The organism is Conexibacter sp. CPCC 206217, assembly GCF_030646165.1.
Classification (GTDB): domain Bacteria; phylum Actinomycetota; class Thermoleophilia; order Solirubrobacterales; family Solirubrobacteraceae; genus Conexibacter.
In genome coordinates, this window is record NZ_JAUTDO010000005.1 from 14,878 (window position 1) to 38,504 (window position 23,627).

The window sequence follows — 23,627 nt, forward strand, 5'->3', positions numbered from 1 at the left end:
TTTCCTCGCGAACCCCGCAGCACCACGAAGGAGTTCCATTCATGGGCAAGACGATCGGCATCGACCTCGGCACGACCAACTCCTGTATGGCCGTCCTCGAGGGTGGCGAGCCGACCGTGATCGAGAATGCCGAGGGCGGCCGCACAACGCCGTCCGTCGTCGCCTTCACGCAGGGCGGCGAGCGGCTGGTCGGCACGGTTGCGAAGCGCCAGGCAGTCACGAACCCCACCAACACGATCTTCTCGATCAAGCGCTTCATGGGCCGCAAGGAGGCCGAGGTGCGCGAGGAGGAGTCGATCGTGCCGTACAAGGTCGTCGCCGGCCCCGGCGGCGACGCGCGCGTCGAGGCGGACGGCAAGCAGTACAGCCCGCCCGAGGTCAGCGCGATGATCCTGCAGAAGCTGAAGGCCGACGCCGAGGCGTACCTCGGCGAGACGGTCGACGGCGCGGTCATCACCGTTCCCGCGTACTTCAACGACGACCAGCGTCAGGCGACGCAGGACGCCGGCAAGATCGCGGGCCTCGACGTCAAGCGCATCATCAACGAGCCGACCGCCGCGTCGCTCGCCTACGGCCTCGACAAGGAGACGGATCAGACGATCCTCGTCTTCGACCTCGGCGGCGGCACGTTCGACGTGTCCGTGCTGGAGATCGGCGACGGCGTCTTCGAGGTCAAGTCGACCGCCGGTGACAACCACCTCGGCGGCGACAACTTCGACAAGGCGATCGTCGACTGGCTCGTGAGCGAGTTCAAGAAGAGCCAGGCGATCGACCTCGCGGCCGACCCGATGGCGCTTCAGCGCCTCTACGAGGCCGCCGAGAAGGCGAAGATCGAGCTCTCCACGACGCAGGAGTCGCAGATCAACCTGCCGTTCATCACGGCGGACGCGAGCGGCCCCAAGCACCTCGACACGCGCCTCTCGCGCGCGAAGCTGACCGAGCTGACGGCCGACCTGCTCGACCGCACCGTCGTTCCGGTGCGCCAGGCGCTCGACGACGCCAAGGACAAGGGCGCCAAGACGATCGACCACGTCGTGATGGTCGGCGGCATGACGCGCATGCCGGCGGTCCAGGAGAAGGTCAAGGAGCTGACCGGCAAGGACCCGCACCGCGGCGTCAACCCGGACGAGGTCGTCGCGCTCGGCGCCGCGATCCAGGCCGGCGTGCTGGCCGGCGACGTCAAGGACGTCCTGCTGCTCGACGTCACCCCGCTGACCCTCGGCATCGAGACCAAGGGCGGCGTGATGACGAAGCTGATCGAGCGCAACACGACGATCCCGACGCGCAAGTCGGAGGTCTTCTCGACCGCCGAGGACAACCAGCCGTCCGTCGAGATCCACGTGCTGCAGGGCGAGCGCGAGATGGCGCAGTACAACAAGTCGCTCGGCAAGTTCCAGCTGACCGGCATCCCGCCGGCGCCGCGCGGCGTGCCGCAGATCGAGGTCGCGTTCGACATCGACGCCAACGGCATCCTGTCCGTGTCCGCGAAGGACCTCGGCACCGGCAAGGAGCAGAAGATCGAGATCAAGGCCGGCTCGGGCCTGTCGGACGACGAGATCAAGCAGATGGTCAACGACGCCGAGTCGCACGCCGACGACGACAAGAGAGCGCGTGAGCTGGCCGAGGCGCGCAACAACGGCGAGAACGCGGCCTACCAGGCCGAGCGTCAGCTGAGAGACCTCGGCGACGGCGTCGACGCCGCCTCCAAGGAGGAGATCGAGGCCGCGATCAAGGCCGTGCGCGAGGCGCTCGAGTCCGAGGACGCGGCCGAGATCACGGCCAAGACCGAGGCGCTGCAGTCCGCCTTCCACAAGGTCTCTGAGGCGATGTACCAGCGCGCGCAGGAGCAGCAGGCTGCGGGCGCCGACGGTGCCAACGGCGCCGGGCCGGAGTCCAACCGCCCGGTCGGCGAGGACGACGCCTCCGACGAGGAGGACGTCGTCGACGCCGAGGTCGTGGACGAGGGCAGATGACGATGGACGCCGAGCAGCAGCCGAATGGGGTGACCGCCGAGGAGGCGGTCACCACCGAGGCCACCGATGGCGTGCACGGAACGCCGGCCGAGGACGCCGCCGATCTGAGCGCCAGCTCCGTCGAGCAGGATCTCGACGAGCTGGTCGCGAAGGCGGCGAAGGCCGACGAGTACCTCGAGCTCGCGCAGCGCACGCAGGCCGACTTCGAGAACTTCCGCAAGCGGGCGACGCGTGACGTCAGCCTCGCGCAGGAGCGGGGGATCGGCAAGCTCGCGAAGGAGCTGCTGCCGGCGCTCGACAACCTCGACCGCGCGCTCGCCGCGGCCGAGGCGCCGGCCGACGCCGGTCACGGCCAGCCCGAGCACCACCTGACGGCCGGCATCAAGCTCGTCCACGACGAGCTGCTGGCCGCCTTGACGCGCGTTGGGATCGAGCGCTTCTCGCCGAAGGGCGCGCGCTTCGACCCCAACGAGCACGAGGCAGTGGTGCAGCAGCCCGTCGAGGGCGCCGAGTCCGGCACGGTCGTCGAGGTCTACCAGTCGGGCTACCGCCTCGGCGGCCTCGTCCTGCGCCCGGCACGCGTCGTCGTGGCGGCGTAGGCGGAGGCGGAGATGGCCGCACCACCCGACCTCTACAAGATCCTCGGCGTCGGCAAGAACGCCAGCGACGAGGAGATCAAGAAGGCGTACCGCAAGCTTGCGCGCAGATACCACCCGGACACGAACCCGGGTGACACGCAGGCCGAGGAGCGCTTCAAGGAGGTCTCCGCCGCGCACGACGTGCTGTCGGACGCGGACAAGCGCAGAGCGTACGACCGCGGCACCGGGCCGTTCGCGCCCGGTGGGCCGAACGGCGGCGGGTTCGACCCCAACCAGTTCGGCGGCAGCTTCAGCGACATCCTCTCCAACCTCTTCGGAGGGGGTGCCGGCGCGGGGCGCGGCGGCAACGGCCCGACCGGCGGGGGCGCGAGCCCGCGCCGGCCGAGGGCGCAGCGCGGCCGCGACCTCGAGACGGAGGTCTCGCTGTCGTTCGAGGAGGCGATCGACGGCGCGCAGACGTCGCTGGCGGTGCCGACCTCGACGCGTTGCGAGACGTGCCACGGCAGCGGCGCGAGACCCGGCACGGCGCCGGTCGTCTGTCCGCTCTGCCACGGTCGCGGCGTCGAGCAGCAGGGTCAGGGCGTCTTCTCGATCTCGAAGCCCTGCTCGCGCTGCGGCGGCAGCGGCACGATCATCGAGGACCCGTGCCCGACCTGCGGCGGCAGCGGCGCGCGCCGCACGATCAAGCGGCTGAAGGTCAACATCCCCGCCGGCGTGCGCGACGGCAGTCGCGTGCGGATCGCCGGCAAGGGCGAGCCGGGCCTCAACGGCGGCGAGGCGGGCGACCTGTTCGTCGTCACGCGCGTCGCCGACTCGCCGATATTCAGACACCTGGGCGACCGCGTCGAGGTCGAGGTCCCGCTGACGGTGGCGGAGGCGCTGCGCGGTGCGACCGTCGAGGTGCCGACGCTGAACGGCTCCAAGAAGCTGCGCGTGCCGCCCGGCACCAGACACGGGACGCTGCAGCGGCTGAGAGGCGAGGGCGCGCCGAGGCTCGGCGGCAGAGGCAGAGGCGACATCCACTACCGCTTCGTGATCGAGCTGCCGAGAGAGCTGACGCGCGAGCAGGAGCGGGCCGTCGACGAGCTCGCCAAGACGCTGGACGGCAATCCGCGCGACCGCCTCTTCCGCGGTCGCACAGAGGCGCGGGCGTGAAAAGCTGCGTCCAGAGGACTTGCTTTCCACTGGGAACGCTCGCCCAGCGGCTCGCGTTCCCGGGCCGGAGGCTGAGCCATGGCTAGCAGCGGCGGCCGGCGGATCCGCACGACGACGCGCATCGAGGTCAGCGATGACCGCGGCGTCTTCATGATCTCCGTCGCCGCCGAGCTCGCCGAGATGCATCCGCAGACTCTGCGGATGTATGAGCAGCGCGGCCTGATCGAGCCGAAGCGCTCGCCGAAGGGCACGCGCCTGTACTCGCACAAGGACGTCGAGCGGCTGCGCAGGATCCAGGAGATGACGGCCGAGCTGGGCATGAACCTGGCCGGTGTCGAGCGCGTCTTCGAACTGGAGGAGCAGCTCGAGGCGGCGGCCGCGAAGGTGCGGCGGATGGAGCGCCGCGCGCGCGAGCTGCAGGAGGAGGTGCAGCGGCTGGAGGAGCTGCGCCGCTCGCTGCGCGCCGAGATCGTGCCGTACGTCCGCGGCGGCGCGCTGGTGCCTGTCAGAAGACCGCTGCCGCGCTTCAGAATTCCCGTCGAGCGCCCTTCAGAAGACGGCGACGACGCGGTATGATCTAAGTCTATCTGACTTAGATCTCGATTCCCGGAGGAACCGCCGCATGCAGCTCGACCGCTTCACGATCAAGTCCCAGGAGGCGATTCAGGCCGCACTGCGGCTTGGCGAGGAGCGGAGAAATCCGCAGGCCACGCCCGAGCACCTGCTCGCGATCCTGCTGACCCAGCCCGAGTCGATCGTCCCCGCGGTCCTGCGCAAGGTCGGCGCCGACCCGATCTCCGTCCGCAACGAGGTCAACGCCGCGCTCGACGGGCTGCCGACGATGTCCGGCCCCAGCGGCGGCAGCGGCCCCTCGACCGAGCTGGTCCAGGTGCTGCGCGCGGCCGAGCACGAGATGCGCCAGCTCGACGACGAATACGTCTCGACCGAGCACTTGCTGCTGTCGCTCTCCGGCCACAACTCGAAGGCCGGCGAGATCCTGCGCGCGGCCGGCGCCACGCACGAGCACCTCGACACGGCGATCAGGGAGGTGCGCGGCCCGCACAAGGTCACCGACGCCGCGCCCGAGGACAAGTACCAGGCGCTGGAGAAGTACGGTCGCGAGCTGACGGAGGCGGCGGCGCTCGGCCAGCTCGACCCCGTGATCGGCCGCGATCAGGAGATCCGCCGCGTCATACAGGTGCTGTCGCGCCGCACGAAGAACAACCCCGTGCTGATCGGCGAGCCCGGCGTCGGCAAGACCGCGATCGCCGAGGGGCTCGCGCAGCGGATCGTCTCCGGCGACGTGCCCGAGTCGCTGCGCGATCGCAAGGTCGTCTCGCTCGACATCGGCGCGCTGATCGCCGGCGCGAAGTACCGCGGCGAGTTCGAGGACCGCCTCAAGGCCGTCCTGAAGGAGGTCCAGGAGGCCGCCGGCCAGGTGATCCTGTTCATCGACGAGTTGCACACGATCGTCGGCGCCGGCGCCGGCGAGGGGGCGGTCGACGCCGCCAACCTGCTGAAGCCGATGCTGGCGCGCGGCGAGCTGCGCGCGGTCGGCGCCACGACGCTCGACGAATACCGCAAGCACATCGAGAGAGACGCGGCGCTGGAGCGCCGCTTCCAGCCCGTCTTCGTCGGCGAGCCGTCGGTCGAGGACACGATCGCGATCCTGCGCGGGCTGAAGGAGCGCTACGAGGTCCACCACGGCGTCGACATCCAGGACTCCGCGATCATCGCCGCCGCGACGCTGTCGCACCGCTACATCGCGGACCGCTTCCTGCCCGACAAGGCGATCGACCTGATCGACGAGGCGGCCTCGCGGCTGCGGATCGAGATCGACTCCAAGCCGACCGAGATCGACGAGATCGACCGCCGCATCCTGCAGCTGCAGATCGAGCTGCGCGCGCTCGAGAAGGAGACCGACGAGGCCTCTGCGACACGCCGAGCCGCGATCGAGCGCGAGATCGTCGAGCTGCAGGAGCGTTCGACCGCGATGACCGCTCAGTGGCAGGCCGAGAAGGACGCGATCGCCTCCGTCACGGTCGTGCGCGAGCGGCTGGAGCAGGCGAAGCTGGAGGTCGAGCAGGCGACGCGCGCCTCCGACCTGCAGCGCGCCGCCGAGCTGCGCTACGGCGAGATCCCGGAGCTGGAGAGACAGCTCGCCGAGGCCGAGGCGCGCGAGCGCTCCGAGGAGCAGTCCGGCGAGGGCGGCGAGGCGCAGTTCCTGAAGGAGCGCGTCGATGCCGAGGACGTCGCCGAGGTCGTCGGCACGTGGACGGGGATCCCCGTCAGCCGCCTGTTGGAGGGTGAGGTCGACAAGCTGATCCACATGGAGGATCGCCTGCACCAGCGGGTGATCGGCCAGGACGAGGCGGTCGAGGCGGTCGCCAACGCGCTGCGGCGCTCGCGCGCCGGGCTGCAGGACCCCGATCGCCCGATCGGCACGTTCCTGTTCCTCGGCCCGACCGGCGTCGGCAAGACCGAGCTGGCGCGCGCGCTCGCCGAGTTCATGTTCGACTCGCAGGACGCGATGATCCGGCTCGACATGTCGGAGTACATGGAGAGACACTCCGTCTCGCGGCTGGTCGGCGCGCCTCCCGGCTACGTCGGCTACGAGGAGGGCGGTCAGCTGACCGAGGCGGTCCGCCGCCGGCCGTACTCCGTCGTGCTGCTCGACGAGGTCGAGAAGGCGCACCCGGACGTCTTCAACGCGCTGCTGCAGGTGATGGACGACGGTCGCCTGACCGACGGCCAGGGCCGCACGGTCGACTTCAAGAACGTCGTGCTGATCATGACCTCGAACATCCCCGGCGGGCGGATCGGCGCCGAGGGCCACTTCAAGCCCGAGTTCATCAACCGCCTCGACGACATCGTCGAGTTCGCCCCGCTGTCGCGCGAGCAGCTCGCGGAGGTCGTCGACATCCAGGTCGCGCGGCTCGTCAAGCGCGTGCGCGAGCGCGAGATCGACGTGCAGCTGACCGACGAGGCGCGCCTGCTGCTGGGCAACCTCGGCTACGACCCGACCTACGGCGCGCGGCCGCTGAAGCGCGTGATCCAGAAGCGGCTCGTCGACAGACTCGCGCTGGCGATCCTGCAGAACGAGTTCGCGGCCGGCGACATCGTCGAGGTCGACGCGGTCGACGGCGAGCTGACCTTCACGCGGGCCGCGCGGGTCGTCGCGGCCTAGCGTTCCGAGGTGAGACGCTGTGCGGCGCGTCCGAGCGGACGCGCCGCTTCGGCGCGTGCGCGCCGCACAGCGCCGCCGTCGCTCAGCCTCTGCTCGACGCTCTTCTTCTGGTCGCTCTTCTTCTCGCGGCCGGTCGTCTGACCTCGAAGCCGATCGACACGCGCGGCTTCGTCGTCGGCGCGTATCTGAAGCTCGTGTCGACCTGGAAGGTCCAGCGGCCGAACTCGTATCTGAACGGGAACAGCGCGATCTTGCCGGTCTTCAACGCGCCGCAGACGGAGTCGGTCGTGCCGATCCGCAGCGTCCGCCGCAGCTTGCCGTTGGGGCGGACGTAGTGGACGTAGACGCCGCGCTTTGCGCCCATCCCGAGCACCCGCCAGCTGACGCGCAACGTCGCCGGGTTGCCGGACTGGGGTGCGAAGCTCGCGGACAGGGGGGTCATCAGGAAGGTCGTGCTGGCGACGTTGGGGCCGTCGGTGACCGACAACGTCATCTCGCGCGTGCCCCGCGTGCCTCTGTACGCCGGCGCGGTGAACCTCGCGCGGATGCGGCCTCTGGCGTCGGTTCTGCCGCTGCCGATGTCGCGCGTGCCGGACAGCTTCGCCGTCCACGTCGCGTCCGGCTTGAAGCCGGTTCCGAGCAGTTGGCCCGGCTGACTGCTGAGGTAGCAGCCGGGATTGAGCGCGATCGTCGCCTTCGCGACGGCGCTGGATGCGGTGGCGGCGGCGCCGCCAGCAGCGAGCGCCGCGGCCGCGCACGCGAGCGCGCCGAGGCGGACGGGATGCAGGCGGCTGACGGACATGGCAGGCATCATCATCGCGTAAACGCGCCACGGGCTCCGTCGATGCGGTGGACGGCGCAGTGGCGTCGAGGCGCTTGGTTGGATAGAACCCAGGGACGAGACGGTAGCCGGACCTGGACTCGACACCCGACGGGAGGAAGCCATGCCGACGTACGTCATGCTCTCGAAGCTCACGCCTGAGGGCACGCAGACGATCAAGAACAACCCCCAGCGGATCCGCGAGATCAACAGGGAGGTCGAGCAGCTCGGCGCCAGAGTGCTGGCGCAGTGGGCGACGCTCGGCCGCTTCGACTTCATCAACGTCGTCGAGGCGCCGGACGAGAAGACGATCGCGCGCGTCTCGCTCGAGCTCGGCTCGCGCGGCACCGTCCAATACGAGACGTTGAGCGCGATACCGATCGACGACTTCATCTCCGCGCTCTAGACCGCAGAACCGCAGAAACGAAAGCAGTCCTTTGCCCAAGAAGGTCCTCGTCATCGGCGCCGGTGGGCGCGAGCACGCGATCGTGCGTGCGCTGAAGCGCTCGCCGCAGGCGCCTGAAGTGCTGTGCGCCCCCGGCAACGCCGGCATCGCCGCCGACGCGCGGCTGCTCGGCGTCGGCGTCGGCGACGTGCCCGGCCTCGTCGCCGCCGCGCAGGCGGAGCAGGTCGACCTCGTCGTCGTCGGCCCGGAGGCGCCGCTGGTCGACGGCGTCGTCGACGCGCTCGCCGAGGCCGGCATCGCCGCCTTCGGCCCGCGCGCAGCGGGGGCGAGACTGGAGGGCTCGAAGGCTTTCTCGAAGGAGGTCATGGAGGCGGCCGGCGTGCCGACGGCCGCGCACACGGTCGTCAGAACCGTCGACGACGGGCTCGCGGCGATCACGCGCTATCCGGTCGTCGTGAAGGCCGACGGCCTGGCGGCCGGCAAGGGCGTGATCATCGCCGAGAGCGAGCAGGAGGCGCGCGACGCGCTGCACGCCTTCCTCGTCGAGCACCGTCACGGCACCGAGCAGGTCGTCGTCGAGGAGCACCTCGTCGGCGAAGAGCTGTCGCTGCTGGCGCTGTGCGACGGCGAGCGCGCGATCCCGATGGCGCCGGCGCAGGACTACAAGCGGATCTTCGACGGCGACGAGGGCCCCAACACCGGCGGGATGGGCTCCTACTCGCCCGTCCCCGGCTTCGACGACGCCTACGTGCGCGAGCTGACGGCCCAGGTCCACCAGCCGATCGTCGACGAGCTGGCGCGCCGCGGCACGCCGTTCCACGGCGTCCTCTACGCGGGTCTGATGATGACGCCCGACGGCGTCAGAGTGCTCGAGTACAACACCCGCTTCGGCGATCCCGAGACGCAGGCGGTGCTGCCGCGGCTGCGCAGCGACCTGCTGGAGCTGCTGACGCGCGCCAGCGAGCCGGGCGGCCTCGACGGCGCCGCGCTGGAGTTCGCGCCCGACTGGGCCGTCACGCTCGTGCTCGCGAGCGCCGGCTATCCCGAGTCGCCGCGCACCGGCGACGCGATCGGCGGGCTCGACACGGTCGCCGACGGGGTCGAGGTGACCCACGCCGGCACGCGCCGACGCGACGACGACGGCGCGATCGTGACGGCCGGCGGCCGGGTATTGAACGTGACTGCGCTGGGCGCCGACGCGGCGCAGGCGCGAGCGGCGGCCTATGCTGCCGCTGACCTGATCGAATTCGACGGCAGCCAGTTGCGACGGGACATCGCGCTGCGTGCCGTCAGACAGACTGAGAGCCCCGCATGACCGACGAGCTGTCGCCCATCCGTGAGACCGAGACGGTCGAGACCGCCGATACCGTCGCCGCGCTCGAACAGGAGCTGAAGGTCGACGGGATCCTCGTCGGCATCGTGATGGGCTCCGAGAGCGACCTGCCGATGATGGAAAAGGCCGCGGCCGAGCTGAACAGACGCGGGATCCCGAACGAGATCCAGGTGATGTCGGCGCACCGCAACCCGGACACCGTCGCGGAGTACTCCAAGACGGCGCAGTCGCGCGGGATCAAGGTCCTGATCGCCGGCGCCGGCCTCGCCGCGGCGCTGCCCGGCGCGGTCGCGGCGCACACCGAGCTGCCCGTGATCGGCGTGCCGCTGACGAGCAAGACGTCGGTCGGCGGCGGCCTCGACGCGCTGCTCGCGATCGCCCAGATGCCGCCCGGCGTCCCGGTCGCCTGCGTCGGCGTCGACAACCCCCGCAACGCGGCCGTCCTGGCTGCGCGCATCCTCGCGGCGTAGCGCCCCGACGTGAGGACCGAAGGATCGGCGCCCTCTGCGGGCGTCAATCCTTCGGTGCTCTCACAGCGTCGCTATCTCGTCACGACGATCGCGACGCTGAGGCGTCTGCCGATCGCTCTTCTGCCCTGGTAGACGCGCACGACGACGCGGTAGGTGCCGGTTCTCGTGTCCGCGCGCAGCGGGACCTTGACGAGCTTTCTGCCGTTTCTGCCGAGTCTCGCCTTCGCCATCGCGATCCGCGTGCGCGGTCTTCTGCTTCTGCGGATCTCGATCACGAAGCGGCGCGGCGTTCTCGCGGAGATCCGCACCGGCACGTAGCGCCCTCTGCTGAGCGCGATTCTCTTCCACAGCGTCAGTCTCGCGCCGCCGGTCGTCTGTGTCGTCGAGCCGCCGGAGACGTTCGGCGGGGGCGTCGCGTCGCCGCCTCTCGGCGTGACGACCGCTCTTCTGACGGGCGGCGCGATCGGGATCACGGGCGGCGTCACGACCGGCGGCACCACCACCGGCGGATCGACTCTCGGCGGCACGAGGCTGCTCGGCAGCACGTTCGCGCTCGTCGTCAGCATCAGCTTGCCGCTCGCGCCGCCGATCGCCGCCTGCGTGCCGCTGGCCAGCCCGACCGCGCGCCAGTCGTTGGCGGCGAGCGCGCCGTCGGCGCCGTTCCACTCGAAGTCACGGCCGTTGGTCGACTGGATCACGAAGCCGCTGTTGCCGACCGCGAGCACGGTGCCGCCGTTGTAGGCGACGTCGAACGGCCCGACGCCCGGCCAGCCGTGGACGCCGTCGTCGGCCAGGTGGAACCACTGCGAGGAGGCCCAGGCGTCCTCGGTGTACTGGGCGGTCGAGTTGCCGTACGGCGACGGTGTCACCGACCACATCCGGTTCGGGCTGGCCGGGTCGCCGGCCAGCACGCCCGCGAGCGTCATGCCGTTGGCGCCGCCGACGGCGGTCCCGGTCGGCTCGCTTCTGAGGTCGTCGGTCGAGAAGACCATCGTGTCCCAGAACGGGACCTGCAGGTAGAAGACGTCGGGGCTCGCCGCGAACATGTCGGCGAAGCCGGTCTTCTGCTCGATCCAGCAGTTGTCTCTGGCGACCGGCGGCACCTTGCGGTTGGCGTCGATCCACGTGCCGGTCGCGCCGACGGTCGCCGGGTCACCCGTCTGCGAGGTGGCGATCTGCCGCTCCGGGCCGCCGATCCAGACGCGCGTCGGGCCGGCGAAGCGGACGAAGTTCACGTCACCGAGTCTCTCGCTGATCGTGCACTGGTTGGCAGAGCCGTCGCCGACGTTGGAGACCGGGATGCCGGTCACTCTCGCCCACGTCCCGCCGCCGTCGGTCGAGCGCACGACCGTCCCGCCGACGCCGACCGCGAGGCCGACGCTGCCGCCCTGCTGAAACTCGACGTCGTTCAGCGGGACCCCGCCCGCGTAGACTCTCTCGAACCCGCTCAGGTCCGCTCTGCGGCGCCAGATCTCGCCGCTGGCGGTCGTGAACCAGAGGCGCGCGTCGCTCTGGTATTCGATCGCGGTGATGGCGCTGGAGGTGCCGGTCGGCACCTCGCTCCAGATGCCGGCCGCGGCCGGTGCCGCGCCGATCAGAATCGCGCACGCGGCTGTCGCAGCGAGCGCCCCAAACTTCCGCATCCCGGGCTCCTTGCCTTCCTCATCGGCCGTGGGGGTCGAACTCGAATCGCAGCGTAGGCGCGGCGTTCTCCGTGCGCAGTGTCGGATCGGTCGCGCGTCGGTCTCACCGGGGAGTGGTGCAGTGCGCGCCTACGCGCCAAGCCGCTGCCGATCGCGGGGGCTTGCGATCATCGAGGCCATGATCGCTCGCTACACCCGCCCCGAGCTGGGCGCCCTCTGGACCGACGAAGCCCGCATGACCGCCTGGCGCGACGTCGAGGTGGCGGCGTGCGAGGCGATGGAGGGGCCGACGGCGCAGGAGCTGGAGGCGATCCGCGCGGCGACGTTCACCGTCGCGGCGGTCGACGAGCGCGAGCGCACGACCGACCACGACGTCGCCGCGTTCGTCGACGTGCTGTCGGAGTCGGCCGGTCAGGCCGGGCGCTGGATCCACTACGGGCTGACCTCCTCCGACGTGCTCGACACCGCGCTGGCGTTGCAGCTGAAGCGCGCCGGCGAGGTGATCGTGCCGGGAGCGCACCGGCTCGTCGAGGTCTTGGCGCGGCGCGCGCGCGAGCATCGCGCGACGATGACGGTCGGCCGCACGCACGGCGTCCACGCCGAGCCGACGACGTTCGGGATCAAGCTCGCCGGCTTCGCGTTCGAGGCGCACCGCAACGCGCAGCGGCTGGAGCGCGCGTTCGAGCAGGTCGCCGTCGGCGCGCTGTCGGGCGCGGTCGGCACGTATGCCGCGACCTCGCCGCAGTTCGAGGAGCGCGTGCTGGGGTCGCTCGGGCTCGGCCGCGAGCCGATCTCGACGCAGGTCGTCGCGCGCGACCGCCACGCCGAGCTGCTGCAGGCGATCGCGCTCGCGGGCGCCGGCATGGAGCGGCTGGCGACCGAGATCCGCCATCTGCAGCGGACCGAGGTGCGCGAGGCGGAGGAGCCGTTTCGCAAGGGCCAGAAGGGCTCCTCGGCGATGCCGCACAAGAGAAACCCGATCAAGACGGAGCAGATCACGGGCCTCGCGCGGGTGCTGCGCGGCAACGCCCAGGCGGCCGTCGAGGACGTCGCGCTGTGGCACGAGCGCGACATCTCGCACTCGTCCGTGGAGCGCGTGATCCTGCCCGACTCGACGATCCTGCTCGACTACCTGCAGGCGCGCCTGACCGCCGTGATCGACGGCCTCGTCGTGCACGAGCAGCGGATGCTCGACAACCTCGAGATCACCTCCGGCGCGCTCTTCTCCCAGCGCCTGCTGCTGGCGCTGATCGAGCAGGCCGGGATGGTCCGCGACGACGCCTACCGGATCGTCCAGCGCACGGCCCAGCAGGCCTGGGACACGCGCACACCGCTGCGCCAGCTGATCGCCGAGGAGTCGGAGGCGGCAGGTCTCGACCTCGACGTGATCTTCGACTACGGCCACTACGCCCGCTACGCCGACGAGCTGATCGCGCGGCTGGACGAGATCGCCTGAGGACGCGTCACCACTGGGTGCCCGCCGCGGACGACGATGCGTCCACGGCGGGCAGATGGGGGTCGCGAAGCCGTCGGTGGCGGGTCGGTCAGAGGATCGAGGCGCCGGCCATCGCGCGGCCGGAAGGTTGTGACGGGAGCCGCAGTCTTCGACACCGACGGGGGTGCCCTCCATGGCCGGGCGGCCCGCCTGGCGAGCTTCAACTGTGGCCGCGTGGCCAGCTCGAAAGCGCCCTCGGCTGGGGAGTCGGCGGGGCGGCGGATGCCGCGCCCGGCCCGCCGTGCGTCGGATCTCGCTGCTAGCATCGGGCCACGTGACCGCCCTCTCTGAGTTGCCCCTCATCGCAAGAGGCAAGGTCCGTGAGATCTACGATCTCGGCGACACCCTGCTGCTCGTCGCCTCGGACCGAATCTCGACGTACGACGTCGTCCACCCGAACACGATCCCGGACAAGGGCAAGGTCTTGACCGCCCTCTCCGTGTTCTGGTTCGAGCGCCTCGGCTCGATCGTCCCGAACCACTACATCTCCGCCACCGACGGCGTTCCGGACGAGGTCCGGGGCCGGGCGCTGGTCGTGCAGAAGCTCAGCATGCTGCCGATCGAGTGCGTCGTGCGCGGCTACATCACCGGCTCGGGCTGGAAGGACTACAAGTCCACCGGCAAGGTCTCCGGTCTGGAGCTGCCCGCCGGCCTGGCGGAGTCCGAGCAGCTGCCGCAGCCGCTCTACACGCCGAGCACGAAGGCCGAGGTCGGCCACGACGAGGCGATCGACTTCGAGCAGACCGTCGCGCTGCTGGGCGACGACCGCGCGCTCGCCGAGCGCGTCCGCGACGTCTCGATCGAGCTGTACGCGAAGGCGGCCGAGCACGCGCGCGAGCGCGGGATCATCCTCGCCGACACGAAGTTCGAGCTCGGCAACGCCGCCGACGGCACGCTGACGCTCGGCGACGAGGTGCTGACGCCCGACTCCTCGCGCTTCTGGCCCGTCGAGGGCTACGCGACCGGTCACGGCCAACCGAGCTTCGACAAGCAGATCGTGCGCGACTGGGCCGCCGGCAGCGGCTGGGACAAGACGCCGCCCGCGCCGGAGATCCCGGCCGAGGTCGTCGACAAGACGCGCGTGAGATACCTCGAGGCGTACGAGCTGATCACCGGCGAGTCGTTCGACGCCTGGCTGGAGAGGACCAACCCGTGAAGATGCGCGTGCTCGTGCGGCCGAAGGCCGGAATCCTGGACCCGCAGGGTCAGGCGGTCGAGCGGGCGCTGCCCGCGCTCGGCTTCGCCGGCGTCTCGCAGGTCCACGTCGGCCGCCTGATCGAGCTGGAGGTCGACGATCCCGCGCAGCTGCCCGCGATGTGCGACAAGCTGCTCGTGAACCCGCTGATCGAGGACTACGAAGTCGTCTCGATCGACGGCGCGGCCGCGGGCGCTGCCGCGCCCGCCGCCGGGTGACGCCGTGAAGTTCGGCATCCTGCGCTTCCCCGGCACCTGCGACGAGGTCGACGCGCAGCTCGCCTGCGAGCGCGTCGCCAACGCCGAGATCCTCTGGCACGGCGACCGCGACCTGAAGGGCGTCGACGCGATCGTCGTGCCCGGCGGCTTCTCCTACGGCGACTACCTGCGCGTCGGCGCGATCGCCCGCTTCTCCCCGCTGATGGAGTCGGTGATCGACTTCGCCAAGCAGGGCGGCCCGGTGCTCGGCATCTGCAACGGCTTCCAGATCCTCTGCGAGGCCGGCCTGCTGCCCGGCGCGCTGCTGCCGAACAAGACGCTGCGGTTCGTCTGCCGCCAGGTCGACCTCGTCGTCGAGCGCGACGACACGCCGTTCACCAACGCCGCCGCCACGGGCGAGCTGCTGTCGATCCCCGCCAAGCACACGACCGGCTGCTGGTACGCGCCGCCGGCGCTGCACGAGCAGGTCGAGGCCAACGGCCAGGTGCTGCTGCGCTACGCGCCCGGCCAGAACTTCAACGGCTCGCTCGCCGACGTCGCCGGCGTCTGCAACGAGGCCGGCAACGTCTTCGGCCTGATGCCGCACCCCGAGCACGCGGTCGACCCGCTGACCGGCTCGACCGACGGCCTCAAGCTGTTCGCCTCCATCCGCGACTCCCTCGCCGCCGCCCATGTCTGAGCTGAGACAAGCGACCCCCGTGAGTTCCCCGCAGGAGCGGGACGAAGAGCGCGGCCGTGGAACTCGCGACGCGCAGCACCATCGCGCGCTCGGGCTGACCGACACCGAGTACGACCTGATCGTCGCCAAGCTCGGCCGCGAGCCGAACGCCGTCGAGCTGTCGATGTTCTCGCTGATGTGGTCCGAGCACTGCGCCTACAAGCACTCCAAGAGACTGCTCGGCCAGCTGCCGACCGAGGGCCCGTACCTGCTGATGGGCCCGGGCGAGAACGCCGGTGCCGTCGACGTCGGCGACGGCCTCGCGATCGCCTTCAAGGTCGAGTCGCACAACCACCCCAGCGCCGTCGAGCCGTTCCAGGGCGCCGCGACCGGCGTCGGCGGGATCCTGCGCGACATCTTCGCCGTCGGCGCGCGGCCGATCGCCGTGCTCGACTCGCTGCGCTTCGGCGAGCTGGGCGGGGAAGGGGACAGGAATCAGCGCTCGCGCTACCTGCTGGAGCACGCCGTCGGCGGCATCGGCCACTACGGCAACTCGATCGGCGTGCCGACCGTCGGCGGCGAGATCTACTTCGAGCCGGCCTACGAGCAGAACTGCCTCGTCAACGCGATGGCGCTCGGGATCGCCCCGCACGACCGCCTCACGCGCGCCGCGGCGACCGGCCCCGGCAACACGCTGATCCTGTTCGGCGCGCTGACCGGCCGCGACGGCATCGGCGGCGCCTCCGTGCTCGCCTCCGCCGAGCTGGGCGAGGACGACGCGTCCAAGCGCCCGACCGTCCAGATCGGCGACCCGTTCGCCGAGAAGAAGCTGCTGGAGTGCTCGCTGGAGCTGCTGGACCTGGAGCTGCTCGTCTCGCTGCAGGACCTCGGCGCCGCCGGCCTCACCTCGTCCTCCTCGGAGATGGCGTCCAAGGGCGGCCTCGGGCTCGACATCCACGTCGACCGCGTGCCGCTGCGCGAGCCCGGCATGGAGCCGTTCGAGATCATGGTCTCGGAGTCGCAGGAGCGGATGCTGTGCGTCGTCGAGCCGCATCGCGTCGACGAGGTGCTGGCCGTCTGCGCGAAGTGGGAGACGACCGCGACCGCGATCGGCGAGGTGACCGACTCCGGCCATCTGCGCGTGCTGCAGAACGGCCTCGTCGTCGGCGACATGCCGGTGCCGGCGCTGGTCGACGACTGCCCGCTCTACGACCTCGAGCCGGCGAAGCCGAGCGAGCCGATCTATCCCGCGCCGCCGCGTGTGCTCGACGGCGACGCCGCGACGGACCCGGCGAAGATCCTGCCGGCGCTGCTGGGCAGCGCCAACATCGCCTCGCGCCTGCCCGTCTTCGAGCAGTACGACTGGATCGTGCAGTCGCGCACCGTGCGGCGGCCCGAGGAGGCCGACGCGGCCGTCCTGCTGCTGCCCGACGGCGCCGCGATCGCGGTCTCGATCGACGGCTCCGGCCGGCGCGTCGCGGCCGACCCGTACCGCGGCACGGTCGAGGCCGTCTTCGAGTGCGCGTCGAACCTCGCCTGCGTCGGCGCCGAGCCGCTCGGCCTGACCAACTGCCTCAACTTCGGCAACCCCGAGAAGCCGCACGTCGCGTGGCAGCTGACGGAGTCCGTGCGCGGGATGGCGGACGCCTGCCGCGCGCTCGACACGCCCGTCGTCGGCGGCAACGTCTCGCTCTACAACGAGAGCGGCGGCGGCCCGATCTACCCGACGCCCGTCGTCGGCATGGTCGGCAGACTGCCCGAGGCCGCGCGCGCCGGCCGGCTCGGCTTCGCACAGCCCGGCGACGCGATCGCCGTCGTGCGCGCCGCGTCGCCGTCGCTGCCCGCGTCGGAGCTGGCGAAGCTGCGCGGTGACGCGCTGCCCGACGGCCTGCCCGAGCAGGATCCCGCGGCGCTGCGCGCCGCGATCGAGCTGGTCCGGGACGCGGTCCGCCGCGGCGACGTGCGCAGCGCCCACGACGTTGCCGAGGGCGGCCTCGCGGTCGCGCTCAGCGAGGCGGCGCTGGCCGGCGGGCTCGGCGCGACGATCGACCTGCGCGAGGTCGGCGGCACGACCTGCCAGGGCAAGCCGCTCGACGAGCAGCTGTTCGGCGAGGGCCCCGGCACGTTCGTGATCTCCGGCCCGCGTGAGCTGCTGGAGGACCTGAGCGCGCCGCAGGGCGCCGCGATCGCGGTCAGAGTCGTCGGCGAGGTCGGCGGCGACGCGCTCGCGATCGAGCACGCCGACGGCACGCTGCGCTGGCCGCTGGACGAGCTGCGCGCACCCCGCACGCGCGGGCTCGCCGACCTGCTGGACGACGCGACGCGACTGGACGACTGATGCGGCTGATGCGTCAGGCGACGGCCGTGCGCGTTGCTACCCTCAGACCTCTCAGCGGCTGCCGTACGTCTGTCGCCACCCCGATGCCGGAGGACGGCCCACCCTCCTCATGACCGATGACCTGACGGACACGGACGACCGCGACGGACCGCGCGACGAATGCGGTGTGTTCGGGATCTACGCTCCCGGACACGACGTCGCACGGCTCTCGTACTTCGCGCTCTACGCACTGCAGCACCGCGGTCAGGAGTCGGCTGGCATAGCGACGACCGACGTCGGCGGCAACATCATGACGCTGCGCGACCTCGGCTTGGTCTCGCAGGTGTTCGACGAGCAGAAGCTGCGCTCGCTGCCCGGCGACCTCGCGCTCGGCCACGTGCGCTACTCGACGACGGGATCGTCGGCATGGGAGAACGCGCAGCCGGTCTACCGCTCCGACCACCGCGAGCTGGCGCTGGCGCACAACGGCAACCTGATCAACGCCGTCGAGCTGCACAACGAGTTGCGCGAGCAGGGCGTCGGCTTCCGCTCGACGTCTGACTCTGAGATCATCGCGGCGCTGCTCTCGACGCATCCCGCGGAGAAGCTCGAGGACGCCGTCGCGGACGTGCTGCCGCGGCTCAGAGGCGCCTTCTCGACGGTCGTGATGACGAGCGAGAAGCTCGTCGCGTTCCGCGACCCGCATGCGCTGCGCCCGCTCGTGCTCGGCATGATCGGCGAGCGCTACTGCGTCGCGAGCGAGTCGTGCGCGCTGGACATCATCGGCGCGAGACTGCTGCGCGAGGTCCAGCCCGGCGAGGTCGTGACGATCGACGGCGGCGGCATCTCGACGCAGATGGCGGTCGAGGGCGAGCGGCTCGCGTCGTGCGTCTTCGAGTACATCTACTTCGCCCGCCCCGACTCGCGCATGGCCGGCACGACGCTGCAGGCGGCGCGCGGCCGGATGGGCGAGCTGCTCGCGCGGGAGTCGCCGGTCGAGGCCGACCTCGTGATCGCGGTGCCGGATTCCGGCACGCCCGCCGCGCGCGGCTTCTCGCGCGCCAGCGGCATCCCGCAGGACGACGGCTTCGTCAAGAACCGCTACGTCGCGCGCACGTTCATCCAGCCGGGGCAGGAGCTGCGCAAGCACGGCCTCAGACTGAAGTTCAACCCGATGCCGGAGATCGTCGCCGGCCAGCGACTCGTCGTCGTCGACGACTCGATCGTGCGCGGCAACACGACGCGGCAGATCGTGCAGATGCTGCGCGACGCCGGCGCCAAGGAGGTCCACCTCCGCATCACCGCGCCCGCGATCCGCAACCCCTGTTACTACGGCATCGACATGTCGACGCGCGAGGAGATGATCGCGCACGGGCGCGACACCGAGGAGGAGATCGCCGAGGAGCTGGGCGCCGACTCGCTGCACTACCTCTCGCTCGACGGCGTCTACGAGGCCGTCGGCGCCACGCGCGAGACGCACTGCGACGCCTGCTTCAGCGGCGAGTACCCGCTCGACCACACGCCCAACGAGCAGGACAAGCACGCCTTCGAGCACGGCCTGCCGCTCGTCCGCGCTTAGGCGCGGGCACGGCGGCGGCGGCGCGGCGGCACGGCGATGGACCCGCGCGGAGCGCTGCGCCGCCACTTCGGCTTCGACGCGTTCCGCCCCGGTCAGGAGGAGGCGGTGCGCGCCGCCCTGGAGGGGCGCGACGCGCTCGTCGTGATGCCGACCGGCGCCGGCAAGTCGCTCTGCTACCAGCTGCCGGCGCTGGAGCGCGAGGATCTGACGATCGTCGTCTCGCCGCTCGTCTCGCTGATGCAGGACCAGGTCGAGAGCCTGCGCCGGATCGCGCCCGACGCGGTCGCGCTGCTGAACTCGCAGCAGAGCATGGCCGAGAACCGCGACGTGCTGCAGCGCGCCGCCGCCGGTCGCCTGAAGCTGCTCTACGTCGCGCCCGAGCGGTTCGCCTCGCGCTGGTTCCTCGACCACGTCCAGCGCGCGCAGCTGGGTCTCTTCGTCGTCGACGAGGCGCACTGCGTGTCGCAGTGGGGCCACGACTTCCGGCCCGACTACTTCCGCCTCGCCGACGCCGCCCGCTACCTCAGAGCGAGAGCGATCATGGCGCTGACGGCGACCGCCACGCCGCGTGTCGCCGACGACGTCGTCGCGCGGCTCGGCCTCGCCGAGCCGGTCAGGGTGACGACCGGGTTCGACCGCCCGAACCTCTCCTTCGCGGTCGTCGGCTGTCGCTCCAGAGAGGACAAGCAGCGCCGCATCGCGACCGTCCTGCACGACCTCGAGTCGCGGCCCGCGATCGTCTACGCCGGCACGCGCAACGGCTGCGAGGAGCTGGCGAAGTCGCTCGGCCGCGAGCTGGGCCTCGACGTCGCCGTCTACCACGCGGGCCTGGAGCGCGAGCGCCGCGCGGCCGTCCAGCGCGCCTTCATGGCGGGCGACACGCCGATCGTCGTCGCGACCAACGCGTTCGGGATGGGCGTCGACAAGGCCGACGTGCGAACGGTCGTGCACGCAACGGTGCCGCAGTCGATCGAGCAGTTCTACCAGGAGGCCGGGCGCGCCGGGCGCGACGGCAGGCCGGCTCGCTGCCTGCTGTTCAGCGAACAGCGCGACAAGGGCCTGCACACCTTCTTCATCGAACGCGCGGCCGTCGAGGACGCGGCCTTCGGCGCGGTCGCGCGCAGACTCGTGCGCCAGGCGGCGGAGAACGGCCGCTACGACGTCGAGCTGGGGCTGCTCGCCGACGCCGCCATCTGCGACAGGGACGCCGCCCGCGCGATCGTCGGCCACCTCTCGCGCGCGGGCGTGGTGCAGCCGGCGCCGTCGCCGCCGGACCGCGCGATCGGGAGACTCGTCGGCGCGTGGGACCGCAGAGCGCTGCTGACCTGCCGCACCTCCGCGGGCGAGGGGCAGAGAATCCGCTGGCGCCAGTACAGAGCGATCTGGGGCTTCGTCGAGCAGCGCAGATGCCGTCGCGCGGCGCTGCTGCGCCACTTCGGCGACCGCTCGCAGCCGCACACCGACGTCGACGTGCCGTGCTGCGACGTCTGCGACCCGGCGATCGCGCCGGGGCCGGCACCGAAACGGCACGATGACGACATCGACGAGGCGATCCTCGCCCTGATCGCCATCGCAGACCCTGCTCTGCAACGTCCTCAGATCGCAGAGATCCTGCGCGGAAGCCGTTCCCAGACAGTCATGCGCCATGCGTATGACGGACTTCCGCAATACGGCGCCTTCTCACAAATGCGCAGCGATCAGGTTCTCCAGCGGGTCGACATGCTCGTGGCAAGAGGCGTGCTGCGCTCGCGGCGCGGTACCTTGGGCCGCGCATGAGCAACTTCCCGATCGCGGTGCTCGCCTCCGGCACCGGCTCCAACCTGCAGGCGATCCTCGACACGGTCCACTGCCACGACGGGATCGAGGTCGTCGCGGTCGGCTCCGACATCGCCGCCGCGCCCGCGCTGGAGCGTGCCCGCCGCGCCGGCGTCGCGACCGCCGCGTTCCCGCTCGCCGACCACGACGGCGACCGCGTCGCGCGCGACACGGCGCTGGCGGACTGGCTGCAGGAGCGCGGCGCGCGCCTGGTCGCGCTGGCCGGCTACATGCGGCTGCTGACCCCGCAGTTCCTCGCGCGCTTCCCGCTCGGCGTCGTCAACGTCCACCCGGCGCTGCTGCCGGCGTTCCCGGGGTTGAGAGCGGTCGAGCAGGCGCTCGCGCACGGCGTGCGCGTCTTCGGGGTGACGGTCCACTTCGTCGACGAGGGCGTCGACACGGGGCCGATCATCCTGCAGCGCGCGGTCGAGCTGCCGCGCGCGCGGGATGCCGACGAGGTCTTCGAGCAGATCCACGCGATCGAGCACGAGCTGCTGCCCGAGGCGATCCGCCTGATCGCCCGCGGGGCCGTGACGCTGGACCCGGACAACCCGCGCCGCGTGCTGCTCGGCTGAGCGGCGCACGGGCGCGGGGCGACATAACCGGGCCCGCGTCGCGCGGCCGGTTGCCTTATCCTGGGCCGCGATGTCGCAAGGATCAGAGACTCCCAACGCGCCCCTGCCGACGACCGCCCCCGGCAAGGTCGAGATCCGGCGCGCCCTGCTGTCGGTCTCCGACAAGACGGGGATCGTCGACTTCGCGCGCGGCCTCGCCGACCTCGGCGTCGAGCTGGTCTCGACGGGCGGAACGGCCGGCGCGCTCGCCGACGCCGGCATCCCGCACCGCTCGATCACCGACTTCACGGGTTTCCCCGAGATCATGGACGGGCGCGTCAAGACGCTGCACCCGAAGCTGTACGCGGGCCTGCTGGCCGTGCGCGACGACACCTCGCACCTGGAGGCGGCGCAGGAGGCCGAGGTCGAGATGGTCGACCTCGTCTGCGTCAACCTCTACCCGTTCGAGCAGACCGTCGCGCGCCGCGGCGTCGCCGACTCCGAGGTGATCGAGAACATCGACATCGGCGGCCCGACGATGATCCGCGCGGCGGCGAAGAACTTCTCCTTCGCGGCGCCCGTGGTGTCGCCGGAGTCCTACGACGCGATCCTCGACGAGCTGCGCGCGAGCGAGCGGATGCTGTCGCTGACGACGCGCGAGTCGCTCGCGGCGGAGGCGTTCGCCTACACCGCCCGCTACGACACGGCGATCACGCGCTGGTTCTCCGAGAAGCGCAACGACGACTTCCCGCAGCTGTTCGTGCGCGCCTTCGAGAAGGTCACCGACCTCTCCTACGGCGAGAACCCGCACCAGCGCGCCGCCTACTACGCGCAGGTCGGCTCGCCGACGCACCTGCTCTCCAACGTGCGCCAGCTCGGCGGCAAGCCGCTGTCGTTCAACAACCTGCTCGACCTCAACGGCGCGCGCATGCTCGTGCGCGAGTTCGGCGCGCCGTCGTGCGTGATCGTCAAGCACAACAACCCGTGCGGCGTCGCGACCGGCGACACGCCGCTGGAGGCATACGCGCGCGCGTACGAGTGCGACCCGACGTCCGCGTTCGGCGGCGTCGTCTGTCTCAACCGTCCCGTCGACGGCGAGCTGGCCGAGTCGCTCGTGAGACAGTTCATCGAGGTCCTGTTCGCGCCCGGCTACTCCGACGAGGCGCTCGAGATCCTCTCCGTCAGAAGAAACCTGCGCGTGCTGCAGGACGACGAGAACCTGCCGCTGCACCTCGCCGAGCCGGACCTCAAGCAGGTCGTCGGCGGGCTGCTGGTGCAGGATCGCGACCTCGACACGCAGGAGCGCGCTGAGATGACCGTCGCGACCAGACGTCAGCCGACGGACGCCGAGTGGAGCGAGCTGCTGTTCGCCTGGCGCGTCTGCAAGCACGTCCGCTCCAACGCGATCGTGCTCGTCAGAGACAGCGCCTCGGTCGGCATCGGCGCGGGCCAGATGAGCCGCGTCGACTCCGTCCGGATCGCCGTCGAGAAGGCCCGCGAGGGCTCGATCGCCGGCGCCGTGCTCGCCTCCGACGCGTTCTTCCCGTTTGCGGACGGACCCCAGCTCGCCGTCGAGGCGGGCGTCACCGCGATCATCCAGCCCGGCGGCTCGGTGCGCGACGCGGACGTGATCGCGGCCGCGGACGCAGCCGGCGTGGCGATGGTCTTCACCAGCCGGCGCCACTTCAAGCACTGAGCACTTCCGTCGCGGCGTCGTTTTCCACTCCCGACGCGGGGGTAGGAAGCAGCCGCCGGAGGCGCGCGGGCAGGCTTCGGTTTCACCAGTGCGCCACCCGTCATCCGGTATGACTCGATCCAGCCACAGCCACGTGCAGCCGACGCCGTTCGGCCTCGACGACGACCTGCTCGACGACGGCCAGACCGCCGTCCTCGCGGTGCGCGGCGAGCTGGACCTGTTCACCGCGCCGGAGCTGAAGACGCGGCTGCGCGACCACACCGACGGCGCGGGGCCGACACAAGACCTCGTCGTCGACCTGTCGGGGTGCGCGTTCGTCGACGCGAGCGGCTGCCAGGTGCTGCTGCGCGCCGCGCGCCGCCTGTCGGCGCAGAGCCGGCGCCTGGTGGTCGTCAACACGAGCGGGTCCAACGCCCGCATCCTCAACGTGATGGGGCTCGACGAGCTGTTCCCCGTCGTCGAGTCGCGCGCGGCCGCGGTCGCGGTGCTGCAGGCCCCGCGCGGCTGAGCTACA

Annotated in this window: 20 protein-coding genes; 18 read left to right on the top strand and 2 right to left on the bottom strand. The window is 71.3% G+C overall.

Annotation, left to right across the window (positions count from 1 at the left end):
- Positions 1–41 precede the first annotated feature (41 nt).
- The 5 genes from dnaK to clpB all read left to right on the top strand — a co-directional run bounded on the left by dnaK (position 42) and on the right by clpB (position 6,914).
- The gene (dnaK, locus tag Q7L65_RS14250; RefSeq protein WP_304722123.1) at positions 42–1,973 is read left to right on the top strand and encodes a molecular chaperone DnaK; all 1,932 of its coding nucleotides are present in this window, start codon (positions 42–44) and stop codon (positions 1,971–1,973) included.
- Positions 1,970–2,572 (top strand): nucleotide exchange factor GrpE, encoded by a 603-nt coding sequence (locus Q7L65_RS14255; protein ID WP_304722124.1) that lies wholly within the window; start codon positions 1,970–1,972, stop codon positions 2,570–2,572. The genes dnaK and Q7L65_RS14255 overlap by 4 nt, the downstream gene beginning before the upstream one ends.
- Before the next feature lie 12 nt (positions 2,573–2,584).
- Positions 2,585–3,727 carry a J domain-containing protein gene (locus tag Q7L65_RS14260; RefSeq protein ID WP_304722125.1) on the top strand — a complete coding sequence of 381 codons (1,143 nt, stop codon included), beginning with the start codon at positions 2,585–2,587 and terminating at the stop codon, positions 3,725–3,727.
- 78 nt (positions 3,728–3,805) lie between these two features.
- Positions 3,806–4,303, top strand: coding sequence for a heat shock protein transcriptional repressor HspR (locus tag Q7L65_RS14265; RefSeq protein ID WP_304722126.1), 498 nt, complete (start codon positions 3,806–3,808; stop codon positions 4,301–4,303).
- 46 nt (positions 4,304–4,349) lie between these two features.
- The gene (gene clpB / locus Q7L65_RS14270) at positions 4,350–6,914 is read left to right on the top strand and encodes an ATP-dependent chaperone ClpB (protein WP_304722128.1); all 2,565 of its coding nucleotides are present in this window, start codon (positions 4,350–4,352) and stop codon (positions 6,912–6,914) included.
- 82 nt (positions 6,915–6,996) lie between these two features.
- On the opposite strand, the gene Q7L65_RS14275 is transcribed toward clpB, so the two are convergent.
- Positions 6,997–7,716: a hypothetical protein gene (locus tag Q7L65_RS14275; protein WP_304722129.1), complete on the bottom strand. Its 720-nt coding sequence runs from the start codon at positions 7,714–7,716 to the stop codon at positions 6,997–6,999.
- Positions 7,717–7,858: 142 nt separating this feature from the next.
- Here Q7L65_RS14275 and Q7L65_RS14280 point away from each other — a divergent pair, with 142 nt between their 5' ends.
- The 3 genes from Q7L65_RS14280 to purE are packed head-to-tail and all read left to right on the top strand — an operon-like array spanning position 7,859 to position 9,943.
- Positions 7,859–8,140: a GYD domain-containing protein gene (locus tag Q7L65_RS14280; protein WP_304722130.1), complete on the top strand. Its 282-nt coding sequence runs from the start codon at positions 7,859–7,861 to the stop codon at positions 8,138–8,140.
- A gap of 31 nt (positions 8,141–8,171) precedes the next feature.
- Positions 8,172–9,455 (top strand): phosphoribosylamine--glycine ligase, encoded by a 1,284-nt coding sequence (gene purD / locus Q7L65_RS14285; RefSeq protein WP_304722131.1) that lies wholly within the window; start codon positions 8,172–8,174, stop codon positions 9,453–9,455.
- Positions 9,452–9,943, top strand: coding sequence for a 5-(carboxyamino)imidazole ribonucleotide mutase (gene purE, locus Q7L65_RS14290; protein ID WP_304722132.1), 492 nt, complete (start codon positions 9,452–9,454; stop codon positions 9,941–9,943). Before purD ends, purE begins: the two co-directional genes overlap by 4 nt.
- Positions 9,944–10,014: 71 nt before the next feature.
- Here the strand turns inward: purE and Q7L65_RS14295 are convergent, their stop codons facing one another.
- Complete coding sequence (locus Q7L65_RS14295; protein WP_304722133.1) at positions 10,015–11,586, bottom strand: hypothetical protein; 1,572 nt, start codon at positions 11,584–11,586, stop codon at positions 10,015–10,017.
- Positions 11,587–11,764: 178 nt separating this feature from the next.
- Between Q7L65_RS14295 and purB the strand changes: the two genes are divergently transcribed.
- The 10 genes from purB to Q7L65_RS14345 all read left to right on the top strand — a co-directional run bounded on the left by purB (position 11,765) and on the right by Q7L65_RS14345 (position 23,621).
- Entirely contained in the window at positions 11,765–13,042 is a 1,278-nt protein-coding gene (gene purB / locus Q7L65_RS14300; RefSeq protein ID WP_304722134.1) for an adenylosuccinate lyase, read from the top strand.
- Positions 13,043–13,355: 313 nt separating this feature from the next.
- Positions 13,356–14,237: a phosphoribosylaminoimidazolesuccinocarboxamide synthase gene (locus Q7L65_RS14305; protein ID WP_304722135.1), complete on the top strand. Its 882-nt coding sequence runs from the start codon at positions 13,356–13,358 to the stop codon at positions 14,235–14,237.
- A 2-nt stretch (positions 14,238–14,239) separates the two neighbouring features.
- Entirely contained in the window at positions 14,240–14,494 is a 255-nt protein-coding gene (gene purS, locus Q7L65_RS14310; protein WP_304722833.1) for a phosphoribosylformylglycinamidine synthase subunit PurS, read from the top strand.
- A 4-nt stretch (positions 14,495–14,498) separates the two neighbouring features.
- Complete coding sequence (purQ, locus tag Q7L65_RS14315) at positions 14,499–15,173, top strand: phosphoribosylformylglycinamidine synthase subunit PurQ (RefSeq protein WP_304722136.1); 675 nt, start codon at positions 14,499–14,501, stop codon at positions 15,171–15,173.
- Between the two features lie 19 nt (positions 15,174–15,192).
- Positions 15,193–17,490, top strand: a complete 2,298-nt coding sequence (purL, locus tag Q7L65_RS14320; protein WP_304722137.1) for a phosphoribosylformylglycinamidine synthase subunit PurL — start codon at positions 15,193–15,195, stop codon at positions 17,488–17,490.
- A gap of 109 nt (positions 17,491–17,599) precedes the next feature.
- A complete protein-coding gene (gene purF, locus Q7L65_RS14325; protein WP_304722138.1) occupies positions 17,600–19,048 on the top strand; it encodes an amidophosphoribosyltransferase in 1,449 nt (482 codons plus the stop codon).
- A 36-nt stretch (positions 19,049–19,084) separates the two neighbouring features.
- Positions 19,085–20,824, top strand: a complete 1,740-nt coding sequence (locus Q7L65_RS14330) for an ATP-dependent DNA helicase RecQ (protein ID WP_304722139.1) — start codon at positions 19,085–19,087, stop codon at positions 20,822–20,824.
- Positions 20,821–21,438 (top strand): phosphoribosylglycinamide formyltransferase, encoded by a 618-nt coding sequence (purN, locus tag Q7L65_RS14335; protein ID WP_304722141.1) that lies wholly within the window; start codon positions 20,821–20,823, stop codon positions 21,436–21,438. Before Q7L65_RS14330 ends, purN begins: the two co-directional genes overlap by 4 nt.
- A 70-nt stretch (positions 21,439–21,508) precedes the next feature.
- Positions 21,509–23,113 (top strand): bifunctional phosphoribosylaminoimidazolecarboxamide formyltransferase/IMP cyclohydrolase, encoded by a 1,605-nt coding sequence (purH, locus tag Q7L65_RS14340; RefSeq protein WP_304722142.1) that lies wholly within the window; start codon positions 21,509–21,511, stop codon positions 23,111–23,113.
- Between the two features lie 109 nt (positions 23,114–23,222).
- A complete protein-coding gene (locus Q7L65_RS14345; RefSeq protein WP_304722143.1) occupies positions 23,223–23,621 on the top strand; it encodes an STAS domain-containing protein in 399 nt (132 codons plus the stop codon).
- Positions 23,622–23,627: the final 6 nt, after the last annotated feature.

Excerpts from the sequence above, each read along its gene's own strand:
- dnaK (WP_304722123.1), top strand. The coding sequence starts at position 42 with ATGGGCAAGACGATCGGCATCGACCTCGGCACGACCAACTCCTGTATG.
- Q7L65_RS14255 (WP_304722124.1), top strand. The coding sequence starts at position 1,970 with ATGACGATGGACGCCGAGCAGCAGCCGAATGGGGTGACCGCCGAGGAG.
- Q7L65_RS14260 (WP_304722125.1), top strand. The coding sequence starts at position 2,585 with ATGGCCGCACCACCCGACCTCTACAAGATCCTCGGCGTCGGCAAGAAC.
- Q7L65_RS14265 (WP_304722126.1), top strand. The coding sequence starts at position 3,806 with ATGGCTAGCAGCGGCGGCCGGCGGATCCGCACGACGACGCGCATCGAG.
- clpB (WP_304722128.1), top strand. The coding sequence starts at position 4,350 with ATGCAGCTCGACCGCTTCACGATCAAGTCCCAGGAGGCGATTCAGGCC.
- Q7L65_RS14275 (WP_304722129.1), bottom strand. The coding sequence starts at position 7,716 with ATGTCCGTCAGCCGCCTGCATCCCGTCCGCCTCGGCGCGCTCGCGTGC.
- Q7L65_RS14280 (WP_304722130.1), top strand. The coding sequence starts at position 7,859 with ATGCCGACGTACGTCATGCTCTCGAAGCTCACGCCTGAGGGCACGCAG.
- purE (WP_304722132.1), top strand. The coding sequence starts at position 9,452 with ATGACCGACGAGCTGTCGCCCATCCGTGAGACCGAGACGGTCGAGACC.
- Q7L65_RS14295 (WP_304722133.1), bottom strand. The coding sequence starts at position 11,586 with ATGCGGAAGTTTGGGGCGCTCGCTGCGACAGCCGCGTGCGCGATTCTG.
- purB (WP_304722134.1), top strand. The coding sequence starts at position 11,765 with ATGATCGCTCGCTACACCCGCCCCGAGCTGGGCGCCCTCTGGACCGAC.
- purS (WP_304722833.1), top strand. The coding sequence starts at position 14,240 with ATGCGCGTGCTCGTGCGGCCGAAGGCCGGAATCCTGGACCCGCAGGGT.
- purF (WP_304722138.1), top strand. The coding sequence starts at position 17,600 with ATGACCGATGACCTGACGGACACGGACGACCGCGACGGACCGCGCGAC.
- Q7L65_RS14330 (WP_304722139.1), top strand. The coding sequence starts at position 19,085 with ATGGACCCGCGCGGAGCGCTGCGCCGCCACTTCGGCTTCGACGCGTTC.
- purN (WP_304722141.1), top strand. The coding sequence starts at position 20,821 with ATGAGCAACTTCCCGATCGCGGTGCTCGCCTCCGGCACCGGCTCCAAC.
- purH (WP_304722142.1), top strand. The coding sequence starts at position 21,509 with ATGTCGCAAGGATCAGAGACTCCCAACGCGCCCCTGCCGACGACCGCC.
- Q7L65_RS14345 (WP_304722143.1), top strand. The coding sequence starts at position 23,223 with ATGACTCGATCCAGCCACAGCCACGTGCAGCCGACGCCGTTCGGCCTC.